16 protein-coding genes and 1 pseudogene are annotated in these 24,335 nt (G+C 45.7%); 11 read left to right on the top strand and 6 right to left on the bottom strand.

Going from position 1 to position 24,335, the window contains the following annotated elements; all coding sequences use genetic code 11:
* Positions 1 to 8: 8 nt before the first annotated feature.
* The 8 genes from L4B77_RS09765 (at position 9) to tldD (ending at position 10,899) form a co-directional block, all read left to right on the top strand.
* Positions 9 to 1,052, top strand: coding sequence for a rod shape-determining protein (locus L4B77_RS09765; RefSeq protein WP_261838757.1), 1,044 nt, complete (start codon positions 9 to 11; stop codon positions 1,050 to 1,052).
* A gap of 95 nt (positions 1,053 to 1,147) precedes the next feature.
* Entirely contained in the window at positions 1,148 to 2,035 is an 888-nt protein-coding gene (gene mreC, locus L4B77_RS09760; RefSeq protein ID WP_429750124.1) for a rod shape-determining protein MreC, read from the top strand.
* Positions 2,025 to 2,513, top strand: a complete 489-nt coding sequence (mreD, locus tag L4B77_RS09755) for a rod shape-determining protein MreD (protein WP_429750122.1) — start codon at positions 2,025 to 2,027, stop codon at positions 2,511 to 2,513. The genes mreC and mreD overlap by 11 nt, the downstream gene beginning before the upstream one ends.
* 7 nt (positions 2,514 to 2,520) lie before the next feature.
* Positions 2,521 to 3,144 carry a Maf family protein gene (locus L4B77_RS09750; RefSeq protein WP_261838760.1) on the top strand — a complete coding sequence of 208 codons (624 nt, stop codon included), beginning with the start codon at positions 2,521 to 2,523 and terminating at the stop codon, positions 3,142 to 3,144.
* 20 nt (positions 3,145 to 3,164) lie between these two features.
* Positions 3,165 to 4,634, top strand: a complete 1,470-nt coding sequence (gene rng, locus L4B77_RS09745) for a ribonuclease G (protein ID WP_429750120.1) — start codon at positions 3,165 to 3,167, stop codon at positions 4,632 to 4,634.
* Positions 4,635 to 4,644: 10 nt separating this feature from the next.
* Complete coding sequence (locus L4B77_RS09740; RefSeq protein ID WP_429750118.1) at positions 4,645 to 8,520, top strand: YhdP family protein; 3,876 nt, start codon at positions 4,645 to 4,647, stop codon at positions 8,518 to 8,520.
* Positions 8,521 to 8,621: 101 nt separating this feature from the next.
* Positions 8,622 to 9,434, top strand: coding sequence for a carbon-nitrogen hydrolase family protein (locus L4B77_RS09735; RefSeq protein WP_429750116.1), 813 nt, complete (start codon positions 8,622 to 8,624; stop codon positions 9,432 to 9,434).
* A gap of 19 nt (positions 9,435 to 9,453) precedes the next feature.
* Positions 9,454 to 10,899 (top strand): metalloprotease TldD, encoded by a 1,446-nt coding sequence (gene tldD / locus L4B77_RS09730; protein ID WP_429750114.1) that lies wholly within the window; start codon positions 9,454 to 9,456, stop codon positions 10,897 to 10,899.
* Positions 10,900 to 11,005: 106 nt separating this feature from the next.
* On the opposite strand, the gene L4B77_RS09725 is transcribed toward tldD, so the two are convergent.
* A complete protein-coding gene (locus tag L4B77_RS09725) occupies positions 11,006 to 12,385 on the bottom strand; it encodes a PhoH family protein (protein WP_261838765.1) in 1,380 nt (459 codons plus the stop codon).
* Positions 12,386 to 12,851: 466 nt separating this feature from the next.
* On the opposite strand from L4B77_RS09725, the gene rapA reads away from it, so the two are divergent.
* Positions 12,852 to 15,761, top strand: a complete 2,910-nt coding sequence (gene rapA, locus L4B77_RS09720; RefSeq protein WP_372040532.1) for an RNA polymerase-associated protein RapA — start codon at positions 12,852 to 12,854, stop codon at positions 15,759 to 15,761.
* 111 nt (positions 15,762 to 15,872) lie between these two features.
* Here the strand turns inward: rapA and L4B77_RS09715 are convergent, their stop codons facing one another.
* Positions 15,873 to 17,150 carry an NRAMP family divalent metal transporter gene (locus L4B77_RS09715; RefSeq protein ID WP_429750143.1) on the bottom strand — a complete coding sequence of 426 codons (1,278 nt, stop codon included), beginning with the start codon at positions 17,148 to 17,150 and terminating at the stop codon, positions 15,873 to 15,875.
* Between the two features lie 160 nt (positions 17,151 to 17,310).
* Between L4B77_RS09715 and rluA the strand changes: the two are divergent.
* A pseudogene (rluA, locus tag L4B77_RS09710) lies at positions 17,311 to 18,045 on the top strand (bifunctional tRNA pseudouridine(32) synthase/23S rRNA pseudouridine(746) synthase RluA).
* Positions 18,046 to 18,079: 34 nt separating this feature from the next.
* Positions 18,080 to 19,042: a D-2-hydroxyacid dehydrogenase gene (locus L4B77_RS09705; protein ID WP_429750111.1), complete on the top strand. Its 963-nt coding sequence runs from the start codon at positions 18,080 to 18,082 to the stop codon at positions 19,040 to 19,042.
* 86 nt (positions 19,043 to 19,128) lie between these two features.
* Here L4B77_RS09705 and L4B77_RS09700 read toward each other — a convergent pair whose 3' ends face one another.
* From L4B77_RS09700 to argR, 4 genes are all read right to left on the bottom strand, one after another.
* Positions 19,129 to 19,566, bottom strand: coding sequence for a universal stress protein (locus tag L4B77_RS09700; protein ID WP_429750109.1), 438 nt, complete (start codon positions 19,564 to 19,566; stop codon positions 19,129 to 19,131).
* Between the two features lie 104 nt (positions 19,567 to 19,670).
* The gene (locus tag L4B77_RS09695) at positions 19,671 to 22,250 is read right to left on the bottom strand and encodes a TRAP transporter permease (protein ID WP_429750107.1); all 2,580 of its coding nucleotides are present in this window, start codon (positions 22,248 to 22,250) and stop codon (positions 19,671 to 19,673) included.
* A gap of 250 nt (positions 22,251 to 22,500) precedes the next feature.
* Positions 22,501 to 23,469 (bottom strand): TAXI family TRAP transporter solute-binding subunit, encoded by a 969-nt coding sequence (locus L4B77_RS09690; RefSeq protein ID WP_261838771.1) that lies wholly within the window; start codon positions 23,467 to 23,469, stop codon positions 22,501 to 22,503.
* 344 nt (positions 23,470 to 23,813) lie between these two features.
* Positions 23,814 to 24,284 carry a transcriptional regulator ArgR gene (gene argR / locus L4B77_RS09685; protein WP_076676203.1) on the bottom strand — a complete coding sequence of 157 codons (471 nt, stop codon included), beginning with the start codon at positions 24,282 to 24,284 and terminating at the stop codon, positions 23,814 to 23,816.
* Positions 24,285 to 24,335: the final 51 nt, after the last annotated feature.

Below are 24,335 nucleotides of genomic sequence, written 5' to 3'. Positions count from 1 at the left end.
CGAAGAGTATGTTTAAAAAACTTCGTGGCATGTTTTCAAACGACCTATCGATTGATTTAGGTACAGCCAATACCCTTATTTACGTAAAAGGCCAAGGCATTGTTCTTGATGAGCCTTCAGTTGTTGCTATTCGCCAAGATCGTACAGGATCAGCAAAGAGTGTTGCGGCTGTTGGTCATGCGGCTAAGCAAATGCTTGGTCGTACGCCTGGTAATATTTCAGCGATTCGACCAATGAAAGATGGTGTTATCGCCGACTTCTACGTAACAGAAAAAATGCTTCAGCACTTTATCAAACAAGTGCATGACAACAGTGTGCTTAAACCAAGTCCTCGTGTTTTGGTTTGTGTGCCTTGTGGTTCAACACAAGTTGAGCGTCGCGCTATTCGTGAATCAGCGTTAGGTGCGGGGGCTCGTGAAGTTTACTTAATCGATGAGCCTATGGCTGCTGCGATCGGTGCTGGCCTACGTGTCTCTGAACCGACAGGCTCAATGGTGGTTGATATCGGTGGTGGTACGACTGAAGTAGCGGTTATCTCACTAAACGGTGTGGTTTACTCGTCTTCTGTACGTATCGGTGGTGACCGTTTTGATGAAGCGATCATCAACTACGTTCGTCGTAACTACGGCAGTTTGATTGGTGAAGCAACAGCGGAGAAAATCAAACACGAAATTGGTTCAGCTTACCCTGGCGATGAAGTGGAAGAGATTGAAGTGCGCGGTCGTAACCTAGCCGAAGGCGTGCCTCGTAGCTTTAGCCTCAACTCTAATGAAATCCTGGAAGCGCTCCAAGAGCCGCTATCCGGTATTGTCTCTGCTGTGATGGTCGCACTTGAGCAATGCCCTCCTGAGCTTGCTTCTGATATTTCAGAAAATGGTATGGTACTGACTGGAGGCGGTGCTCTGCTTAAAGATCTTGATCGTCTGTTAACCGAAGAAACCGGTATCCCTGTCGTTGTTGCTGAGGAGCCATTAACGTGTGTTGCTCTCGGTGGCGGTAAAGCCTTGGATATGATCGATATGCACGGTGGCGATCTGTTTAGCGAAGAATAACCTCTAGTGTTAGGCTCTTTTTATTATATTGTTTTATATAAAGAGCCTAAGACCTTGTCTATGGGATCAAATGTAGCTCTAGGACCAAATATAGAATGAAGCCAATTTTTGGTAGAGGTCCCTCTCTACAATTGCGCCTGTTTTTTGCTGTCATTTTATCAGCCAGCCTTATGCTGGCTGATAGTCGTTTAGATACTTTCTCAAATGTCCGGTATTTATTGAACAGCATGGTTGCCCCCATTCAATATGCCGCCAACTTACCTCGCACTATGTTCGATGGGGTATACGATCGTTTTAGTACCCGCAAAAGCCTAATCGAATCCAACCATCAGATTAAACGAGAAGTATTGCGCTTGAAGAGCGAGTTGGTTCTTCTTGATCAATATAAAGAAGAGAATAAGCGTCTTCGTAAGTTATTAGGCTCTCCGTTTATTCGTGATGAGAAGAAGGTTGTCACCGAAGTGATGGCGGTAGACACTTCACCTTATCGCCATCAGGTTGTGATCGATAAAGGTCAGATTGATGGGGTATATGAAGGTCAACCCGTGATCAACGAAAAAGGCATTGTTGGCCAGGTCACTTTTGTTGCGGCTCACAACAGTCGTGTTCTGCTGCTCACCGATGCAAACAATGCCATTCCGGTGCAAGTCGTTCGTAACGATATTCGAGTGATTGCTTCGGGCAATGGCATGATTGATGAGATTCAACTCGACCACATTCCAACCAGTACTGATATTCAAGAAGAAGACTTGTTGGTGACATCCGGTTTAGGCGGCGTGTATCCAGAGGGGTATCCGGTGGCTTATGTCTCTTCTGTCGATTATGACCCTAAACGTGAGTTTGCGGTTATTAAAGCAAAGCCGGTCGTTGAGTTTGATAAGCTTAGATACTTACTACTTGTATGGCCTGACGAAAACAGACAGAAACAAACGGAGCTACTTAATACAGAACAAGTATTGTTAGAGGGCAAAGATGGCCAATAGCGTGTTAAGAAGTAAGGTAGTAATTGGCTGTTCATTTTTAATAGCGCTTATTCTACAAACGATCCCTTGGCCTGGTAGTTTAGACTTATTCAGACCGTCTTGGTTGCTGTTGGTGACGTGTTACTGGGTGTTGGCGATGCCTCATAGAGTGAATGTTGGTAGCGCCTTGATTCTAGGTTTATTGTGGGATCTTTTAATTGGTTCTACGTTAGGTATACGTGGCATGATGATGGCAATAGTCATGTATATTGTTGCACTTAACTTCTTAGTGATTCGCAACATGGCTTTGTGGCAACAAGCGATAATTATTGCTGTGTTGACGGTACTGTTTGAGGTGATGATATTCTTTGGTGAATACTTGATTCAAGACGTCGTTTTTAATCCGTTATCGCTATGGAGTGCCTTGATAAACGGCATACTTTGGCCTTGGATGTTTTTATTAATGAGACGTGTGCGTCGCCATTGGCATGTAAGGTAGTGTGACGATGGAAAAGAAATATTTAGTTTTGGCATCCGGTTCGCCACGCCGTAAAGAATTGTTATCTCAACTTGGTTATGATTTTTCGGTCCTCGTCACCGATGTTGAAGAGTGTCAACATGCTCAAGAAACCGCCGAAGAATATGTTAAGCGACTCTCTTTAGATAAAGCCTTAACAGCGCTCTCTTTATTGAAAGGTAACCGTTCTGAAAAGCAGCATGTTGTTCCGAGTTCTGATACTGTAGTTCTTGATTCTGATATTGTCGTTCTTGGTTCTGACACTGTGGTCGTCAGCCAAGGGCAAGTGCTCGAGAAGCCCAGTGATTTTGCTGACTCTAAGCGTATGCTTACTCAGTTAGCGAATGAGCGCCATCAAGTGATGACCGCGGTTTCAGTTGTCTCAGCTGTAAAACAAAAAACAGACATTGTTATTACCGACGTTTGGTTTAAACCCCTCAGTGAACAAGAAATAGAACAATACTGGCATACAGGGGAGCCATGCGATAAAGCCGGTAGCTATGGAATTCAAGGTTTAGGGGGGCGTTTTGTTACCCGAATCGAAGGTAGTTATTACGCCGTTGTCGGCTTACCTTTATTTGAGACGGATAAGCTACTGCAAGAATTCTTATAATTACTAATCTGAGGTGCACCATGAGTGCTGAATTGTTGCTAAACGTGACCCCGAGTGAAACTCGTGTGGCCATGATTGAGGGGGGGGGCCTTCAAGAGATCCATGTCGAACGAGATGCGCGACGTGGTATTGTAGGAAATATCTATAAAGGGCGTGTCAGCCGTGTTCTGCCTGGAATGCAAGCGGCTTTTGTCGATATAGGCCTTGATAAAGCAGCTTTTTTACATGCCTCAGACATTGTTCCACATACTGAATGCGTTGCGGAAAATGAAAAAAAGCAGTTTCAAGTTCGTGATATTTCTGAGCTTGTTCGTCAAGGGCAAGATATTGTCGTTCAAGTCGTCAAAGATCCTCTTGGTACCAAAGGTGCCCGTTTAACTACGGATATTACTCTGCCATCTCGTTATTTGGTCTTTATGCCGGGCTCCAGCCATGTCGGCGTTTCTCAGCGTATTGATAGTGAGTCTGAACGTAACCGTCTTAAAAAAGTAGTGTCCCGTTACTGTGATGAACATGGTGGTTTCATTATTCGTACCGCGGCAGAAGGGGCCGATTCGAATGAACTGGCACAAGATGCCGCCTTCTTGAAGCGACTCTGGCTTAAAGTATTAGAGCGTCGTGGTAAACATAAAGCTCGCACGCGTTTGTACGGTGAGCTTTGCTTAAGCCAGCGCATTTTGCGTGATTTCGTCGGGACTGAGTTGAGTAAAATTCAGGTCGACTCTCGTCTCGAATATGAAAATCTAAAAGAGTTTACTGCTGAGTATGTGCCGGAGCTTACCGACAAGCTTGAGCTGTATGAAGGTGATAAACCTATCTTTGATATGTACGATACCGAGAACGAAATTCAGCGTTCTTTAGAGCGTAAAGTCGAATTAAAGTCGGGTGGGTATCTGATTATCGACCAAACGGAAGCGATGACCACGGTCGACATTAATACTGGGGCCTTTGTGGGGCGTCGTAACTTAGAAGAAACCATTTTTAATACCAACGTAGAAGCAACGCAAGCCATTGCTCGTCAACTGCGTTTGCGTAACTTAGGTGGCATTATCATTATCGATTTTATCGACATGTTGTCTGAGGAACATCGTAAGCGTGTGCTCACTTCTTTAGAGTCTGCGTTAGGCAAGGATCGGGTAAAAACCAATATTAATGGTTTTACCCAACTTGGCTTAGTGGAAATGACTCGCAAGCGGACTCGTGAAAGTATTGAGCATATTTTATGTTCGAGTTGTCCTGCCTGTGAAGGTCGAGGCAGTGTAAAAACAGTCGAAACGGTTTGTTATGAGATACTTCGAGAGATTACGCGAGTGAACCGAGCCTACGATGCTGACAAATTTGTCGTCTATGCGGCGGCGGCGGTTGCCGAAGCATTAGAGGGTGAAGAATCTCATGCACTTGCAGAGCTTGAAGTGTTTATTGGAAAACAAGTTAAAATTCAGGCTGAGCCTCTGTACATACAAGAGCAGTTTGATGTTGTTATGATGTGATGGATATTTTGTGAGTTCAAGCGTTACTCTAATTCTTCGAGCATGTTTATGGCTAGTGGTTACTCTTTTAGTAACACTAGCCATTGCCGTTACTACACTGCGTGTAGCCTTACCCAATTTGAACAAGTACCAAGCTGAAATTTCGCTTTGGGTAAACCAGCATTCCGGTTTTGAATTTTCCATTCAAGATGTTGGCGGTTTTTGGCGGAATACGCATCCCTCTATTGCTCTGCAAGGCGTTAAAGCCAACCTTCCAAATACTGAAGATGCGCTCTTTTCGGTTGAGCGTGTTGAAATTGAGTTTGACTTGGTTCAATCACTGATTCAGATGCGTCCGGTTGTCGCCGATCTGGTCATGAATAAAATGTACCTTGATATTCGCTCTATTGATCTGTTTGCTGGGCAAAGTGATAAGGAACCCTCCTCAAAAGAGTCGAATTCTTCAAAGCGAGTGATGCAAGAGCTGGATAATTTGCTCTTAAAAACATTAGTGGATGTGACCGCTAAAAATTCAACCCTCATCTATCGCACGGTTTCTGATGAAGAACGCCAACTCGATATTGAAAATCTAAAATGGCAAAATTCAGGTAAACATCACCTTGCGGAAGGTGTGGTGAGTATTAAGGACGCTAACTTAAACTCCTTGTCAGTAAGCGCTAACTTTGTGGATGGCGGTTCGTTGGTCGATATGACCGGGGAGTTTTATGTCAGCGCGAATAATATCTCGATCAAGCCTTGGTTAACTCGTTACATGCAGGAGGAGTCTGGCATTGAAACGGGTACTGTTAGCCTCAATAGCTGGGTAACGTTGAAAAATAGTCAGCCAGTGAGTGCTTATGTTGAAGTGTTGCCTTCTGAATTAACTTGGAATGAAGATGGCTTGCACGATTTGATGTTCGAGTCTGGTGTATTTAAGCTTACCCCCTTGAAAAAAGGCTGGCAAGTCAGTGGGCACTCACTTAAGTTGAGAACAGATGACACGCCCTGGCCTGAACTGGATGTGGCTTTTCAGTGGAGTCAAGGCCCTTGGAAGCTCAACGTTTCTGAGCTAGATATCGGAACCATCACGCCATTGATTAAGTTGTTGCCCGATTCAAAACCATCGACCGAAATGATGGATTCGCTCGCTCCCGGAGGTTTGGTTTCCGATATTCGTGTATCCATGGATTCAAGTATCGAAAGCTTACGTTATTCAGCCAATTTTTCTGATCTGGCTATCAAGCAATGGGAATTGATTCCGGGTTTTAGCCAAGTTTCAGGTAGCGTATCTGGCTCGACATCAGAAGCGAAAGCCAGTTTGAGCGTTATTGATGATGTCTTTCCATATGGCGATGTGTTCCAAGCGCCACTGAATATTAAACAAGGTCAGCTTGATATTTTTTGGCAACAAGATGAAAGTGGTTGGAAACTTTGGTCAGATAAAATCACCGCAGCAACACCAGATTTACAAGTGTTGGGGGCATTTCGCTTGGATTTTCCAAACAATGCGAGCCCATACCTCTCTTTTTACGGAGAAGCGGATGCTTACAACGTCGGTGAAACATGGCGTTACTTGCCGACATTAGCCCTTGGTCAAGACTTAACTAACTATCTTTCGACTGCGATTCAAGCGGGTAAAGCCGATACCGTTAAGCTACTTTGGTATGGTGAATTGGATCAGTTTCCATACTCCCATCATGAGGGGGTTTTCCAAGTTTGGGTTGGCTTAGAAGATGCTAAGTTCAGTTTTGATACCGCGTGGCCACTGATCAGTGATCTTCAACTTGACCTTTTGTTTGAAAATGATGCGATGTATTTAGATTCTCGCTCAGCTCAATTAATGGATGTGAAGGCTGACCGAATTACAGGGCGCATTCCTTATCTAGGCCAAGGTGGTCATATCGAAATTGAAGCTAAGGCAACGGCGTCAGGCAATGCTGTCCGTGACTACATGATGGCTTCGCCACTGGTTGATTCTGTGGGAGCGGCTTTAACAGCGCTTAAAGTGAGTGGTGATGTCTCTTCTGAATTTCAGCTCAATATCCCGTTTGATTCGAGTAAAGAACCCAGGGCTTGGGGGTATGCCGATCTGAGTGGTAATCATGTTGAGATGGAAGCTCCGCCGATAGTACTTGAACATACGACTGGGCGTATTGAATTTGATAACGATGTGGTAACGGCCAATGGCCTCGCGGCGGATCTGCTTAACCAAGGTATCTCGCTTGATTTTAAGGGCCTTAATGATGGTCCTGGCTATGCCGTTGATATTGATGTGTTAGGTGATTGGGACGTTAAACCTCTAGAACCTTACATTGGTGAGCGCTGGTTAAGTCGCTTGTCAGGTCATGCTCCATGGCAAAGTCAGATTGATATACAGCTCAATGATGTCGGCTTTAGTTACCAATTGGACCTGCAGTCCGATCTTAAGTTTTTAGCCAGTGATTACCCATATCCATTGACTAAAAAAGCATTGGAAAGTGGTTCAGCAAGACTTCAAGCTTCGGGTAACCAAGAATCGATTACTGCACGTTTGCAGTTACCTAACACCAAATATCAGGCTGAAATAGATATCACGGGGGATGTTCCCAAGTTAACGGCCACCAATTTAGTGCTCGGTCGTGGTGGTTACAAAATTAGTCCTGTCGTTGGCCATCATGCACTGATTCGTACCGATAAATTCAATGCCGATGATTGGTTAGCGGTAGTGACAGAGCCTGTAAAAAAGTCAAACGCAGTGCTCAGCCAAATGAATACGCCGACGATTCCGACGCCAAGTCGTATTACTTTTAAGAGCAAAGAGTTAATTTTAGGTGGTATTTCTTGGAATGATGTTGATTTTAGCGCTCGTAAAAACAAGCAGGCGTGGCAAATGGAAGTGTCCAGCCAAGAGCTCGAAGGGGATATTAATTATCAGGCGCCTTACGATTTAAGTGTTTCTTTGGATCGCTTGCATTTATTTGTTCCTGAGTGGGGCGAAGGCATCAACCAAGATCCATTACGGCAACGCAACCCACAAAAGGCACCATCAGTCTCTGAACTCGATAGAAAAATTCATGACGCGATGCCTAACTTGACGCTGACGATTAATGATTTTTGGCTGCAAGGTTACAAAGTCGGTAAAGTTGATGTTGAAATGGTAAGGAAAGACGATCGTATCGAGTGGAAGAAGATTCATATTCTAAGCGGTCGGAACAAAGCCGATGTCAGTGGTTGGTGGGAATTGAAAGAGGGCCAGAGCTATTCGTCGTTATCTCTTGATGTTGAAGGTGAAAACAACAGTGAGTTAATGGAACGTTTTGGTATTACTTCTGGAATTCAAAAAGCGCCATTTGCGTTAGAAGGTCAATTGAATTGGGAGGGGGCTCCTTGGGGGATCCAAATGGATACTCTTGAGGGCAATGTTAAAACTAAGTTTGGTAAAGGCATGATCTCGGATGTGAGTGGCGCGGCTCGATTACTTGGTTTGTTTAGCCTCGATTCGATCATTCGTAAGATGCAACTTGATTTCTCTGATGTTTTTGACAACGGGATGGCGTTTAATAGTATTGTCGGCACGGGTAAAATTAAGAATGGTATTTTCCTGACCAACGACCTAACTATGGATGCCGTCGCGGGTGATATGAAGATCAAAGGTATTGCTAACCTTAATACTCGTCAAGTCGATGCAGAGGTGAACTTCACGCCTGATATTACCTCGGGCATTCCTGTATTAACAGCCTTTGCGGTAGCCCCGCAAACCGCTCTGTATGTATTGGCGGTCACCACGGTTATTTCGCCGGTTGTGGAGGTCTTTACCCAAGTCAACTATTCGGTGAAAGGGCCACTAGATTCACCAACGGTAAGTGAGATATCAAGAAGCTCTGGTGAATTCCAGTTACCAGAAAAACTGAGAGAATTAGCGAAATAAGCATGAATAGCGAATCGATGAATTGGCGAGTGAATTGATTCGCCAGTTTATAGACGGAAAATGCTGATTTCTGAATCATAAAGAATGGAGGAGTGACGCACATGGATTGTGTTGGGTTGATTCAAATGACCTCTGGCCCTAGCCCTGAATTAAACTTTGATCACCTTGCTCAAGAAGTCGCAAAGTGCAAAGCGTTGGGAGCGAAGTGGGTTGTGTGCCCAGAAAACGCGTTAGTTTTTGGCAGTAAAGCCGACTATCACCAGTATGCTGAGCCTCTAAATGATGGCCCATGGCAAAAGAAGCTCTCTGAGCTAGCCAAGCGACACCGTGTTTGGATCGTTATCGGGAGTATGCCGATACGTCGAGCTGAAAGGGTGACGACCACAAGCTTGGTGATTGATGATTTTGGTTATCTAGTTGCTCATTACGACAAGCTACATATGTTTGATGTGGATGTCGCTGATGCACATAAGTGCTATCGAGAGTCGGATATTTTCACGCCGGGCAACCAAGTTGTGACAACGGAAACGCCTTTTGGTCGCTTAGGGTTGAGTATTTGTTATGATGTGCGCTTTCCACACTTGTATTCAGAGTTACGCAAGCAAGGTGCGCAAATCATGGTAGTACCGGCAGCGTTTACTGCGGTAACCGGTCAAGCGCACTGGGAAGCATTATTAAGATGCCGTGCGATTGAAACACAGTCGTGGATTGTTGCGGTAGGGCAAGGCGGAAAACACCCTTGCCAAAGAGAAACATGGGGACACTCAATGGTGGTTGATCCATGGGGACGAGTGGTCGCACAGTTAGACCAAGATCCTAAAAGTATGGTGGTTGAGATAGACACATCCAGTTGCGAGTCCATTCGGCAAAATATGCCAATCACGCAACATACTCGATTTACCAATCAATTTTAATTACAAACAAGAGCCATCTATGAGTATTAAGCAAATTGAAGAAGCGCTACTGACCCCAACAGGGCTGACAGAGCAAAATATCGCAGATACATTGGCGAGCATTGCTACCCGCCAAATTGATTATGCTGATCTCTACTTTCAGTCAAGCTGGCATGAATCTTTGGTGCTCGAAGACAGCATCATCAAAGACGGTTCTTTCAATATCGATTGCGGTGTAGGTGTTCGTGCGGTCTCTGGCGAGAAAACCGGTTTTGCTTATTCTGATCAAATCCAATTAGAGGGCCTTAACCAAAGTGCCATCGCGGCGCGTGGCATCGCGAAGCAGGGTCAAAATGGGAAAGTTCAAGCATTCAAACGCAACGCCAATCAAGCTTACTATGATGCGGTAAACCCATTAGCGAGTTGGGAAAAACAGCAAAAAACTGAATTATTGAAATCACTGGATGCGTACATTCGTACTAAAGAGCCGATGGTGACTGAAGTGTCGGTAAGTCTAAGTGGTGTGCATGATCAGATGCTTGTCGCCGCAACAGACGGAACGTACGCTGGTGATATCCGCCCGCTGGTTCGTCTATCAATCAGTGTACTTGCACAGAAAGGCGATCGCCGTGAGCGTGGCAGTGCGGGTGGCGGTGGCCGTTTTGGTTACGACTTTTTCCTAAGCGATGTCGACGGATCTCAAGTGGCTTACCAATTTGCGGATGAAGCGATTCGCCAAGCATTGGTGAACCTCGAAGCGGTTGCTGCACCTGCGGGGGCAATGCCTGTGGTTCTTGGTTCTGGTTGGCCGGGTGTTCTACTGCATGAAGCGGTAGGCCACGGTTTAGAGGGTGACTTCAACCGTAAAGCGTCTTCAGTATTCTCGGGTAAAGTTGGTGAGCAAGTCACTTCAAGCCTATGTACGATTGTCGATGACGGTACATTAACGGACCTGCGTGGCTCATTAAATGTCGATGATGAAGGTGTGAACGGTCAGTACAACACGCTCATCGAAAACGGCATCCTAAAAGGTTACATGCAAGATAAGCTGAACGCGCGTCTAATGGGTGTAGCACCAACAGGTAATGGTCGTCGTGAGTCATACGCGCATCTTCCAATGCCACGTATGACCAACACATACATGCTACCGGGCGAACACACGCCGGAAGAGATCATCGCAACGGTTGAGAAAGGCATCTACGCACCGAACTTCGGTGGCGGTCAGGTTGATATCACATCAGGTAAGTTTGTATTCTCCGCTTCTGAAGCGTACATGATTGAAAACGGCAAGATCACTCACCCAGTGAAAGGCGCGACGCTAATCGGTTCTGGTATCGAAGCAATGCAGCAAGTATCTATGGTGGGTAACGACCTAAGCATCGACCGTGGTGTTGGTGTTTGTGGTAAGGCTGGTCAAAGTGTACCAGTGGGTGTTGGTCAACCAACATTGAAGCTAGACTCGCTCACCGTCGGTGGTACGGAGTAAAGCAGGCTAGCCTCTGTAAAGTTACGATAAAGATAAATTGAAAAGCGCCTCTAATGTGAGGCGCTTTTTGTTTTTGGGTTAATGATGAGTAAGAGCCAAAAAACGATTACATGTTCTCTTCTGCAAACTCAGCCAGTCGGCTACGCACCACACCATTGAGGTGGATGTTGGCACTGCCTTCGAAGTTTTTAAAACGCTCGACCATGTAGGTTAAGCCAGAGGTCACAGGGGTTAAGTAGGAAGAATCGATCTGCGCTAGGTTTCCTGAGCAGACGATCTTAGTACCTTCACCACAACGGGTGATGATGGTTTTGATCTGTGAAGCAGTGAGGTTCTGACACTCATCCAAAAGCACAAATGCATTCTGGATCGAACGGCCACGCATGAAGTTGATTGATTTAAACTGGATGTTGGCTTTGTCACAGATGTACTTCATCGAGCCTTCTGTACAGTGATCGTTCTTGTGTAGCGCTTCCAGTGTATCGGTCACCGCGGCCAACCAAGGCAGCATCTTCTCTTCCTCTGTACCCGGAAGAAAACCTATCGACTCACCAATGTCAGGTGTGTTTCGGGTTACGATGATCTTATCGAACTGTTTGTGTTCAATGGTTTGTTCAAGTGCAGCAGCCATGGCTAACAGCGTTTTACCACTACCTGCGGCGCCAGTGAGAATCACAAGATCAATATCAGGGTCGAGTAGTGCATCAATCGCCATACCCTGATAGACGTTCTTTGGTGTGATGTCCCATGCCCTGCGATTCATCAGTCGTTCGCGGCTGAGGTCTCTCAGGGTAATGCTTTCCGGCTCAATCTCCTCGACTCGAGCGGCAAAATCACTTTTTTCGTCAATCACATATTGGTTGAGGAAGGTTGGCTCGAAAGGTGCTCTTGCTAAGGTGTGCAGCGTCTTTCCGCCTAAACTTCTGCTCTCGACATTATCGATACCATCCCAAAACGAGCCTTCCAGTTGTTGGAAGCCTTTGGTGAGGTATTGGATATCATCAATCAGTTGGTCGGTTTGATAATCTTCGACAAAACGAACCCCAGCGCCTTTGGCTCGTAAGCGCATGTTGATGTCTTTGGTGATAAGAACCACTTCGCGTGGCGCGCGTTTATTTTGAAGATAGAGGACTGCGTTGAGGATTCGGTTATCACCGGCCTTGTCATCAGCGAAGGCTTTGATGCTTTCTTGAAGTTCGTAGTCAGCGAGTATTGAAATACTGCCGGATGCGTTTATGTCTTTAGAAAAAGGGATGCCTTCCGATATTTGGTCTGGTGTGGCTTCCCTGAACAGGTCTTCGAGCGTTCGAATCGCAATTCTCGCGTCTCGAGCAACGTCTCTTTTACTGTCTTTGATTCTGTCGAGTTCTTCTAGCACTGTCATGGGGATAACGACATCGTGCTCTTGGAAAGAAAATATAGCGAAGGGTTCGTGAAGTAGGATATTGGTGTCTAAAACAAATAGCTTCCGGTTGGTCTCGCCCATAGCATCTCCTTGCCGACGTGCGGCTTGCTTTGCATTCATTGAACGTAGATAAAACTCATATAAAGATTAGTCTCTGATTCTGGTGATAGTCAACTACTCACCTAAACTTCATCTAGAGGAACAGCGCCATATCGTTATGAGTGAATATGGCGTATTCGTTTGAGAGCAGCAATCTGCTACTGATAGATTAACCATGAATTTTTGACAGTTTGATTGCACTGACGAAAACAGAAAAAAAGTGTGAAATCATCGCCTTTAGGCGTGACCTAAATCACAGCATCGAGTAAGATTAGCGACCTTTTTCTGCACCATTTTCTCGAGATATTGATTATTGAGAGCGCACTTAAAAAGTGGCTGCAAACTAGGTATTTTTGGCTATATTTTTAGTTCAGGAACGCGAGCGTTCTTGTTTGAAACTGCAGTTAAGAAGACCAAATTCCAACTATAAGATTGAGGTAGTCGATTCATGACATTTGCTTTGGGGCAACGCTGGATAAGCGATACGGAGAGCGATTTAGGTTTAGGTACCGTTGTAGCAATGGATGCTCGCACAGTGACACTAATGTTTGCAGCATCAGAAGAAAACCGTGTTTATGCACGTACTGATGCTCCCGTAACCCGAGTAACGTTTAATGTAGGCGATGTCATCGAATGCCAAGAAGGTTGGTCTCTATCTGTCGAGGAAGTTATCGAAGATAAAGGGTTACTGACATACTTAGGCACTCGTGAAGATACTCAAGAGACAGAGGTGACTCTGCGTGAAATCTTTTTAAGTAACCAAATCCGCTTTAACAAGCCACAAGACAAATTGTACGCGGGTCAAATCGACCGTATGGATAATTTTGTGTTGCGTTACCGCGCGCTGAGCAACCAGTACCAACAACACAAGAGCCCTATGCGTGGCTTGTGTGGTATGCGTGCTGGCTTGATTCCTCACCAGTTATACATCGCTCATGAAGTGGGGCGTCGCCACGCTCCGCGTGTTTTACTCGCCGATGAAGTTGGCCTAGGTAAAACCATCGAAGCGGGTATGATCATCCACCAACAGGTGTTGTCTGGCCGTGCGGAACGTATTCTGATTGTGGTGCCTGAAACGCTACAACACCAGTGGTTAGTCGAGATGATGCGCCGTTTCAATCTGCATTTCTCTATCTTTGATGAAGAGCGTTGTATTGAAGCCTTCGCCGAATCAGACAACCCATTTGATACCCAGCAATACGTTCTGTGTTCGTTGGACTTCCTACGTAAGAGCCGTAAGCGCTACGAGCAAGCACTTGAAGGCGAGTGGGACTTGTTGGTGGTCGATGAAGCGCACCACCTTGAGTGGAGCCAAGACAAACCAAGCCGTGAATATCAAGTGGTGGAAGGCCTAGCGGAAAATACGTCTGGTGTACTACTACTCACTGCAACGCCTGAGCAACTGGGTCGTGAAAGTCACTTTGCGCGTCTGCGTCTGCTGGATCCTGATCGCTTCTACGATTACCAAGCATTCGTAGAAGAAGAAGAGCAATACGCACCGGTTGCAGATGCAGTAACGGCTCTGTTCTCAGGTGTGAAGCTTGAAAACAGCGCGAAGAACCAGATTACTGAACTGCTTTCTGAGCAAGATGTTGAGCCTCTATTCCGCGTTATCGAGGGTGATAGTAGCGAAGAAGAGCAAGCGTTAGCTCGCCAAGAATTAATTGATAACCTTATGGATCGCCATGGTACAGGTCGTGTTCTTTTCAGAAACACACGTGCTGCAATCAAAGGCTTCCCTAAGCGTAATGTCAACCTACTGCCGATGGAGATTCCAACGCAGTATACAACCTCGATGCGTGTATCGGGCATGATCGGGGGCAAGATGGCCCCCGAGGCTCGTGCAATGAAGATGCTGTACCCAGAAGAGATCTTCCAAGAGTTTGAAGGTGAAGACTCAAGCTGGTGGCAGTTCGATTCACGCGTTAACTGGTTGATTGAAAAGATCCAAGACAAGCGCAGCGAAAAGATCCTAGTGATCGCTTCTCGTGCAAGTACGGCTTTGCAATTAGAGCAAGCACTGCGTGAGCGTGAAGGTGTACGTGCAACGGTATTCCATGAAGGCATGTCGATTCTAGAGCGTGATAAAGCGGCAGCTTACTTTGCTCAAGAAGAGGGCGGTGCTCAGGTTCTGATCTGTAGTGAAATCGGCTCTGAAGGTCGTAACTTCCAGTTCGCTAACCAATTAGTGATGTTTGATCTACCGTTCAACCCAGACTTGCTTGAGCAACGTATTGGTCGTTTGGACCGTATCGGTCAACTGCGTGATATCGACATTCATGTTCCTTATCTCAAAGGCACATCACAGGCGATTCTTGCGCGTTGGTTCGATGAAGGTCTGAATGCGTTTGCGGAAACTTGTCCAACGGGTCGCACGGTTTACGATAAGTACTCAGATGTTCTTATCGAGATGCTGGCTTCGGGTAACACAGAGCAACTTGATGAAGTGATTGAAGCGTCGGCTAAGCTAAATCAAAGCTTGAAATCAGATCTAGAAAAAGGCCGAGATCGCCTACTAGAGATGCACTCAAACGGCGGCGACAAAGCGCATGAAATTGCAGAGAAGATTGCGTCGACTGACGGCGATACTAACCTAGTGACGTTTGCCCTGAGCCTGTTCGACACGATTGGCTTAAACCAAGACGACAAGGGTGAGAATGCTCTGGTTGTGACGCCGTCTGAACACATGATGGTACCAAGTTACCCAGGCTTACCATACGAAGGCGCAACCATTACGTTTGACCGTGATACGGCGCTTTCTCGTGAAGACATGAACTTCATTAGCTGGGAACACCCAATGATTCAGGGCGGTATCGATCTGCTACTGAGTGAAGGTGTTGGTGCATCAGCGGTATCGCTACTGAAAAACAAAGCGCTGCCAGTAGGTACTATCCTGCTTGAGTTGGTTTACCTAGTGGATGCGCAAGCACCGAAACGCAGCGGTATCAGCCAGTTCTTACCTAAGACGCCAATTCGTTTGATGATGGATGGCCGTGGTAATGATTTATCAGCTCAGGTTGAGTTCGACAGCTTTAACCGTCAACTCAGCCCTGTAAACCGTCACCTAGCGAGCAAGTTGGTTAACTCGGTACAAGGTGAGATTCATAAGCTCATCGAAGCGGCTGAGACGCACGTACTCCCTAAAGTGGAAGAAGTACGTGAACAAGCTCAACGAGACATGCAGACTAACCTGAACGGTGAATTAGAGCGTCTACAAGCGCTTAAAGCCGTGAACCCTAACATTCGTGATGAAGAGCTAGAGGTCATTGAAACTCAAATCAATGAACTGACAGGTTATATCAGCAAAGCTCAGGTTCAGCTAGATTCCTTACGCTTGATTGTGGTTTCTCACAACTAGTTTTCAATTAGCGACATGCTGCAACGAAATAAGGCCTTCATGATGAAGGCCTTATGTTTATCTAGCGTTTGAAAAGTGTATTGGTGGTTGAAAGATGTATTGGCTGAGGAATTACATTAACCACTTCCACCAAACAAATACCGCCAAGAAACCAAACAGGTAAACAAGACCCGCGACAGACAGCCATTTTAGTTTGCTGCCAATGGCCAGTGCTTCTGGAAGCTTAGCTTTGTTCACTAAGATGAAGTTAAGCAGCGCGAAGAATGGCGTAGTCGCAAAGGCAAGCACCATCGCAAAATCAAGCATTGGCATCAGTGCTGCGCTAAAGAACATCACAATCGCCAATGCAGCGATAGAGATAATGATGATCCAGCCTTGCAGCATTCTTGGATTCGACTCTTTTTTGAGTAGCAAGCGCTGTGATTCAGCAAGCACTCGTGAGTAGCCATCAATAACCGTAATGGTGCTGCCAAAAATACAGAAAAAAGCGACAACAGCGATTAATGGACGAGACCATTCACCAATTGTAGACGCATAGATGCCGACCAATTGATGAGTGAAGCCAACACCAGATCGAGACAGTTCAACACCGGAACCATGAAGCACTAGCGCGCCTAACGCAACAAACACTAAAGCAAGCAATGCGGTACCAATATAGCCGACATTGAAATCGAACAGTGCTGATTGAGCGGTCACTTCTTGTTTCTCTTTTTGGCTTTTTAGCCACATAGAGGTGATGCTGGAGATCTCGATAGGCGCAGGCATCCAACCCATGGTCACCACGATAAAGCCAATAGCGGCCAATGACCAAGGTGATGGGGGAACAAAAGCCGCATCAGGTTCAACCGGAGAGCCGATAGCAATCGCAACCGCCGCTAAGGTTGTAATGGTCAGGATCGCCATGATCACTTTAGATAGCGTATCAAGAGCGCGATAGTGGCCCGCAAATAGAATGATCAAACAGGTCGCGAGTACGATCATACAAAGCGTACTGGTGGCCAAATCGAAAGGAACAAAGTAACTGAGTAGGCTGGCACTGAATAACAGCAAGGCAGCGGTATTCACGACTGCGGAAATAGCACTCAAGATCGAAAAAATCACAAGGTATGGGCGACCTAGGTTAGAGTAACCTTCCACCAAGCTTTGACCGGTCCCGAGAGTGTATTGGATCCCGGCTCTAAAAAATGGGTATTTGAACACGTTAACAAGGATAATAAGAGCCGCGAGCTGCCAACCATAAATAGCGCCAGCTTTGGTTGAGGCGACTAAATGAGAGCCGCCGACAGCCGCGGCAGCCATCATAATACCTGGGCCAAGAGATTTGACTAAACTTGATAGGGAGGCCGGTTTTTGTGCTTGTTGGGTGGGGGTTTTCACCATACTTTCCATCATTTTTCCTTTGATGTTGAGGTTCCTATTATTCGAGACTCTATCAATACCATGTTTTGTAAAGTCGTCAACTTTTATGTACAAAAATGGTTTAAATTGTACTTTTTAATAAACAGAGTGGTCACTAAGTCATTTATTAAGCAGCCACTAAGAGGATTCAATGGCGTTAGAACTGTACACTCCACCACGTGACCCTTGGATTGATATTGTTTATCAAGATGACGATATTCTCGTGGTCAACAAACCTGCAGGTCTACTTTCTGTTCCGGGTCGATTGCCTGATCATTACGACAGTATGTGGAGTCGGTTGGTTATCGAGTTTCCGAATATTCAAGTCGTGCATCGCTTAGATATGTCCACCTCCGGCTTAATGTTGTTAGCCAAGCACAAACAGGCAGAGCGTCATTTAAAAAAGCAGTTTCAATATCGACTGACGCACAAACTCTATTACGCGCGAGTATGGGGTTCAGTGGAAAAAGCAGCGGGTTTGATTGATTTGCCACTTATTTGTGATTGGCCGAATCGACCAAGACAAAAAGTGTGTTTCGAACAGGGCAAAGCATCACAAACGCGGTATGTGGTTGAGTAAGAGGAAGAGCAAACGACCTTATTGAAGCTACTGCCAATAACGGGGCGTTCTCATCAATTGCGAGTGCACTGTATGGCGATAGGGAATCCAATTGTGGGTGACGAGTTTTATGCCACGCCAGATGCATTTAACTATAGCGATAGGTTAGCTTTGCACGCATGTGAACTCTGTTTTTATCACCCGGCTAATGATCAGTTATTCAAAGCCTTTGTTCCGTGTGAGTTTTATCCTCAAGCATCGCCACAAATCGAGCAGCACTTTGAAATTGCGCCAAAGCTTCCAGACTACAGTAAGCGAAAAGTTTAGAATGGTGTCATCAATATCAATTCAAGGACGTACAATGCCGAAGTTGAAAGTGGTCTTTCTTGATAGAGCCACCATCCCATCTCAAATCCATTTGAAACCTCTCTGCTTTGAACATGAGTGGGTCGAGTATGATTTTACGGCTCCAGAACTCGTTGCTGATCGGGTTGCGGGAGCGGATGTTGTTATTACCAATAAGGTTGTACTCAACGCTGACAATTTAGCTCAAGCACAACAACTCAAGTTGATCGCGGTGTCAGCGACTGGTGTCAATAATGTCGATGTCGAGTATTGTAAGGGTAACAATATCGCAGTAGCCAATGTGCAAGGCTATGCGACTCAATCGGTTCCTGAGCATGTTATTGCGATGCTGTTTGCGTTAAAGCGAAACCTCGTTGGTTATCATCGTGACATCGAAGCTAACGAGTGGCAAAAGGATAAACAGTTCTGTTTTTTTACACATCCGATTCAAGATGTAGCAGGCAGCACATTCGGTTTAATCGGCAGCGGCAGTTTAGGGCAAGCAACGGCGATATTGGCTAAAGCGATAGGCATGAACGTTATTTTTGCAGAGCGCAAAGGGGCGAACAGTTGTCGAGAGGGGTATCTGCCTTTTGATACTGTGATGCAGCAAGCTGATGCGATCAGCTTACATTGTCCGCTGACCGACGCGACTCGAAATCTGATTTCAGAGCGAGAGCTAGCAATGATGAAACCAAGTGCGGTGTTAATTAATGCAGGCCGTGGTGGACTCGTCGATGAGCAAGCCTTGGTCGAAGCGTTGACAAATCATGAGATTGCAGGCGCGGGTATGGATGTGTTTACACAAGAACCGGCAGACAGGTCGAATCCACTATTGGCTCACAGTCACTTACCTAATTTACTGCTGACACCTCATGTGGCGTGGGGCAGTGACAGTTCAATTCAAAAGCTGTCTGATATATTAATCGACAATATTGATGGGTTTGTTGCCGGTAATCCGCAGAACTTAGTCAGTTGATTGATGAATTAAATGGTGCGAGCACAAAACAAAAAAGGTTGGCTTTTAGGCCAACCTTTTTGGAATCGTTGTGTCGATTCAGTAAGTTAGCCTTGCGGCTTAACGACCAATACATTGATGGGGGAGTTCTGTACCACTTTACTTGCAACAGAACCAAGCACCACGTTGTCGATTTTCGAACGCTTATGGCTAGGCATCACGATAAGGTCAGCCCCAAGCTTTTCTGCGTAATCTAGAATCGTCGTGTAGGTCTTGCCTTCGGCAACGTGAACCTTATAAACCACTGTATCGTCGATGTATTTGTCGGCAAACTCTTTCAGCTGATTTTTAACGTCGAGCTTCATTTGATTTGCGGCATCTTTCGGGAAGTAGGATGCTACCATCGACATGTGAATCCCCGGTAATACGTTCAAGATGTGGATTTCAGCATTACAGTGTTTTGCGTGCCATACCGCCAATTCAACAGCTTTGTCAGAAAAGCCTTTATCGTTAAGATCAACAGGAACAAGGATTTGTTTATACATGTGTTTTTCTCTTTTTTATCAGCGCAGAGTCTTGACCAAGCGCTGTGATTATCCTTTCCATGTAATAAAGCCAAGTAGAGTTGAGCGGTACTTGGCTCTATCCATTACGCGCTAATCTCATCCTGACAAGCACGCCTTCTTTGGTTCATCGCTAAGCCAATTAAAATCAGTAGGGCAGGTAAGAATACCCACTCTTTCATTGGTCTTTCTGCGTCTTGGATAACGGATTTAATTTCCCAATCAAAGTCAATGCCAGCCGCTTCTGCTGGGCTACCGAACTCAACCATGTCGACAATCATTTTGCCTTCAGATTTCGTCAGCATTAGGCCCATTGAAGCAATCCGATCTTCACTTGTTATCGCAGAATCTTTAAATGGAAGGCGAACCGTTTTCTCAGAATAGTCACCTTCTAAGTTTTCGCCCCCCACTCTTAATTCAAGAGATTGTCCCACTGATAGACCTTCTGTGATTTGAGCGATCTCAACTCCAGGTGAAAGAACTTTCTCTGGATAGAGCATGTCCCACCAGAAACCTGGGCGGAAGAAAGAGAAAGTTAGCACTAACAACAGTACTGTTTCCCACCACTTGTTCTTGGTAAACCAACAACCTTGCGTTGCAGCGGCAAAGATCAGTACAGCCGTTACCGAAGAGAAGATTGTCAGTACTAGATGCCACCAAGAATCAATGCCCATCAAAAGTAGTTGGGTATTGAAAATGAACATAAACGGTAATATCGCGGTCCGGATGTCGTAGGTAAATCCTTGAATACCCGTTCGAATAGGGTCTGACTTTGCAATCGCGGCGGCTGCGAATGCAGCCAAACCAACCGGAGGTGTATCATCGGCAAGAATACCGAAGTAGAACACGAATAAGTGAACCGCAATCAGTGGAATGATTAGGCCGTGCGCCGCGCCTAAGGTAACAATTACCGGAGCCATCAAGGTCGATACAACGATGTAGTTTGCCGTTGTGGGTAAGCCCATCCCTAAGATCAAGCTGATGACCGCTGTAAACAGCAGCATAAGAATGATACTGCCGCCAGAGATGAACTCAACGAAGTCGGTCATGACTAAGCCGATGCCGGTCAGAGTTACCACGCCGACAACCGTACCTGCTGCGGCTGTCGCGACACCGATACCGATCATGTTGCGAGCACCTGCCACCAAGCTCTCTAATAAGTCAATGAACCCTGCTTTCGTTTGCTCTGCAAGATCGTCCGACTTGTTCATCAGAGTCATTAAAGGACGCTGTGTGGTCAAAATGAAGATCATAAATACAGTCGCCCAGAAGGCAGAAAGGCCTGGAGAGAAACGCTCGACAGTCAGACACCAAACAAGCACCACGATAGGCAGTAGGAAGTGCAGGCCCGATTTAATCGTAGGGCCAGGATCCGGAACTTCCGTTAGCTCGGCATCGATATCCATGCCACCTTCCGCTGAATATTTTGCTGAAACACGGACCAAGGCAATATAGGCGATCAATAGAGCAGCCGTCACCATCGGTGTTGCGGCATCGCCAAAGACATCTTTTGTCCAACCGACACCGTAGTAAACCGCAGCACTGACCACACAGAGACCTAAAATGGTACCAGTGAAAGAGAGGAGGCTTTGTACGATAGTTGGTGTGTGACGGCGAGGTAAGCCAGTCATGCCTGCTTTACAGGCTTCTAAGTGAACAATGTAAATGAGAGCGACGTAAGAGATCAGGGCAGGCAGTAGTGCGGCTTTGATGACTTCTACATAAGAGATGCCCACATATTCAACCATCAAGAACGCAGCAGCCCCCATGATGGGTGGTGTTAATTGACCATTGGTTGAAGCGGCAACTTCTACCGCCCCGGCTTTTTCACCTGAGAATCCGACTCTTTTCATCAAAGGAATGGTGAAAGTCCCGGTAGTGACCACGTTAGCGATCGATGAACCGGACACGAGACCAGAAAGGCCTGATGCGACAACGGCGGCTTTTGCTGGGCCGCCTTTCATATGACCAAGTAGAGAGAATGCAACCTTGATGAAGTAAGCACCCGCCCCCGCACGTTCTAGCATTGCACCAAACAGTACAAACAAGAATACGAATGACGTTGATACACCAAGTGCAACACCAAATACACCTTCAGTTGTTAGCCACAGATGCGACATTGCCTTGTTTAGGCTCGCACCTTTGTGGGCGATCACGTCGGGCATGTGTGGACCGCCAAAGGTGTAAAGTAGGAATACAGCTGCCACAACCATAAGAGGTGGACCTAAAGCGCGTCGTGTTGCTTCAAGCAGTAAAACCATACCGAATACCGCTGCAACAATATCGAATGTAGTGGGTGCGCCTGAACGGCCAGCAAGTTCTGTATAGAAAATATAGATATAAGAAGCTGAAAAACTGCCTACCAGCGCTAATATCCAGTCGACAGCAGGGATGCGATCCCTAGGCGAGTTCTTCATGGCTGGATAAGCGGTAAAGGCTAGGAAAATAGCAAAGGTAAGGTGAATCGCTCGAGCTTCAGTGTCATTTAAAATAGCGAAGTTAAAAATGAACGGCAGCGGAGATGCATACCAAAGTTGGAACAGTGACCAACAGAGAGGCACAAACCATAAAATACGGCCTTGGATACCGTGAGGGCTACGCGCACCAGTGTCTGATTGTGCCACCATTTCTTGCACATCTGGAGACGGTGATGTTGTCTGCGTCATGTACTTTATCCTTAATATTGATGGTCTGCCTTTATAACGAACAATGAGACAATATTTATTCCTTATCCAGTGTCGTGAACTGACAGGGAATACATTTTTGTCCGCTTTGTCTTAGGCTTGATACGAAGGTAAGTCCTCCAAATGGGAGAAACTTAAAGGTTTGCTCTTTTCACTTATATTGTTTTTATAAACGTGAAAAGCCAATAAGGAGGATGCCCCTCCTTATTGGTTGAGTCGGCTTAAAGTAGAGCTACTTTAGAAGGCCGACTTCTTTGTAGTATTTTACTGCGCCAGGGTGAAGTGGGATCGAGATACCCGCTTTAACCATGTCTTCTTTTTTCAGGTTTGCAAAGGCAGGATGTAGGCGTTTGAAGGTGGCAAAGTTTTCAAATACAGCCTTAGCAACGTTGTAGGCGACTTCATCAGAAACATCTGACGTTGTGACCATTGTTGCAGCTACACCGAAGCTGTTTACGTCAGCATCTGTGCCTCGGTACATACCAGCAGGTACTGTGGTGTAAGCGTAGTATGGGTTTTCAGCTACGATTTTGTCGATTTGTGGTCCGGTTGCTGAAACCAGTTTTGCATCACAAGACGTCGTTGCTTCTTTGATTGATCCATTCGGGTGGCCAACCATGTAGATGAATGCATCAATCTTGTTATCACAAAGTGCTTGTGAACGCTCAGAGCCTTTCAGTTCAGAAGCCAGTTTGAAGCTATCGTTAGTCCAACCCATTGCGTCCATGACAACGCCCATGGTTGCACGGTCACCTGAACCTGGGTTACCTATGTTGACACGTTTGCCGGCGAGGTCAGCAACATTGTTGATTCCAGAATCGGAACGAGCAATGATGTTGAACGGTTCTGTATGTAGAGAGAACATAGCGCGCAGCTTTTTGTACTCGCCCTGATCTTTGAACTTGCTTGTTCCGTTGTAGCCATGGTATTGCCAGTCCGATTGAACAATACCAAAATCAAGTTCACCAGCACGGATGGTGTTAACGTTGTAGATAGAACCGCCTGTCGACTCAACAGAACAGCGAATGTTATGGTCCTTACGGCCCTTGTTCACTAATTTACAAATGGCACCGCCAGTTGGGTAGTAAACACCCGTAACTGAACCGGTACCAATTGTGATGAACTCTTGAGCGTTAACAGCGCCAGCGCCCATTACAGCAGCTGCAATAGCACCAACTTTGATAAGTTTGGTAAATGCCATGAATTTCCCTTCCTTTATTCATTATTAACCCTGAAACAAGTGTAGTTGTTTCTGGAGTTTCCTATTTGGAAACGGCACCTTTTTCAATCCATGTGATGAAAAAGTGGCCGGATAATAGCAAAATTTGGCAGGAAATTACTCAAATGTTAAAAAACATAGATAATAAATCTAGTGAGTGAGGCGGGGATATCGAGTCTGATTTGATGGTTAATTGTTTTAAATCAACAGGTTGGCCTGTATGACCAGCAAAAGGAGAAGATATTTCAGTCTGTGATCTGGGTCACGAAGTGAATGATTGGCTCATGACCCATTATTGTGATAAATGATTATGCAACCGTAAAAAATTACCCAGCGTATTCAAACAGTTCGCATACTGAATCGAACAATTGCTTAGTCGTTACTGTTAAGGTTGGGGTGATGAAGATGGTATCATCACCAGCGACGACGCCGAGTATGCCTTCCGACTTACCTAATGAGTCCAGTAAGCGAGCGATCAGTTGTGCCGCACCTGGTCCGGTATGTATGACAACCAAGGCATTATTGTGGTCAATATCTAACACTAACTCTCTTAGAGAACTAGAAACGGTTGGAACTCCTAGCTCAGCAGGCAGACAGTAAACCATCTCCATTTTGGCATTGCGTGTTCGAACAGCCCCAAACTTGGTTAACATACGCGAAACTTTAGACTGATTAATGCTCTCAAAACCTTCGTGTTTTAGGGCATCAACAATTTCACCTTGTGAACCAAAACGTTCTTCTTTTAATAGCGATTTAAAAGCGCGAACTAAGTTGTCTTGTTTTTCTGTATTGCGCATATGTCATTCTTATTCATTAATAAAGATATCTGCATATAAAGATATCTGCAT

This window comes from Vibrio minamisatsumaniensis (assembly GCF_050337445.1).
Lineage (GTDB): Bacteria > Pseudomonadota > Gammaproteobacteria > Enterobacterales > Vibrionaceae > Vibrio > Vibrio artabrorum.
The sequence above is the reverse complement of the archived record's forward strand: the minus strand, read 5'-3'. Positions and strand labels throughout refer to the sequence as shown.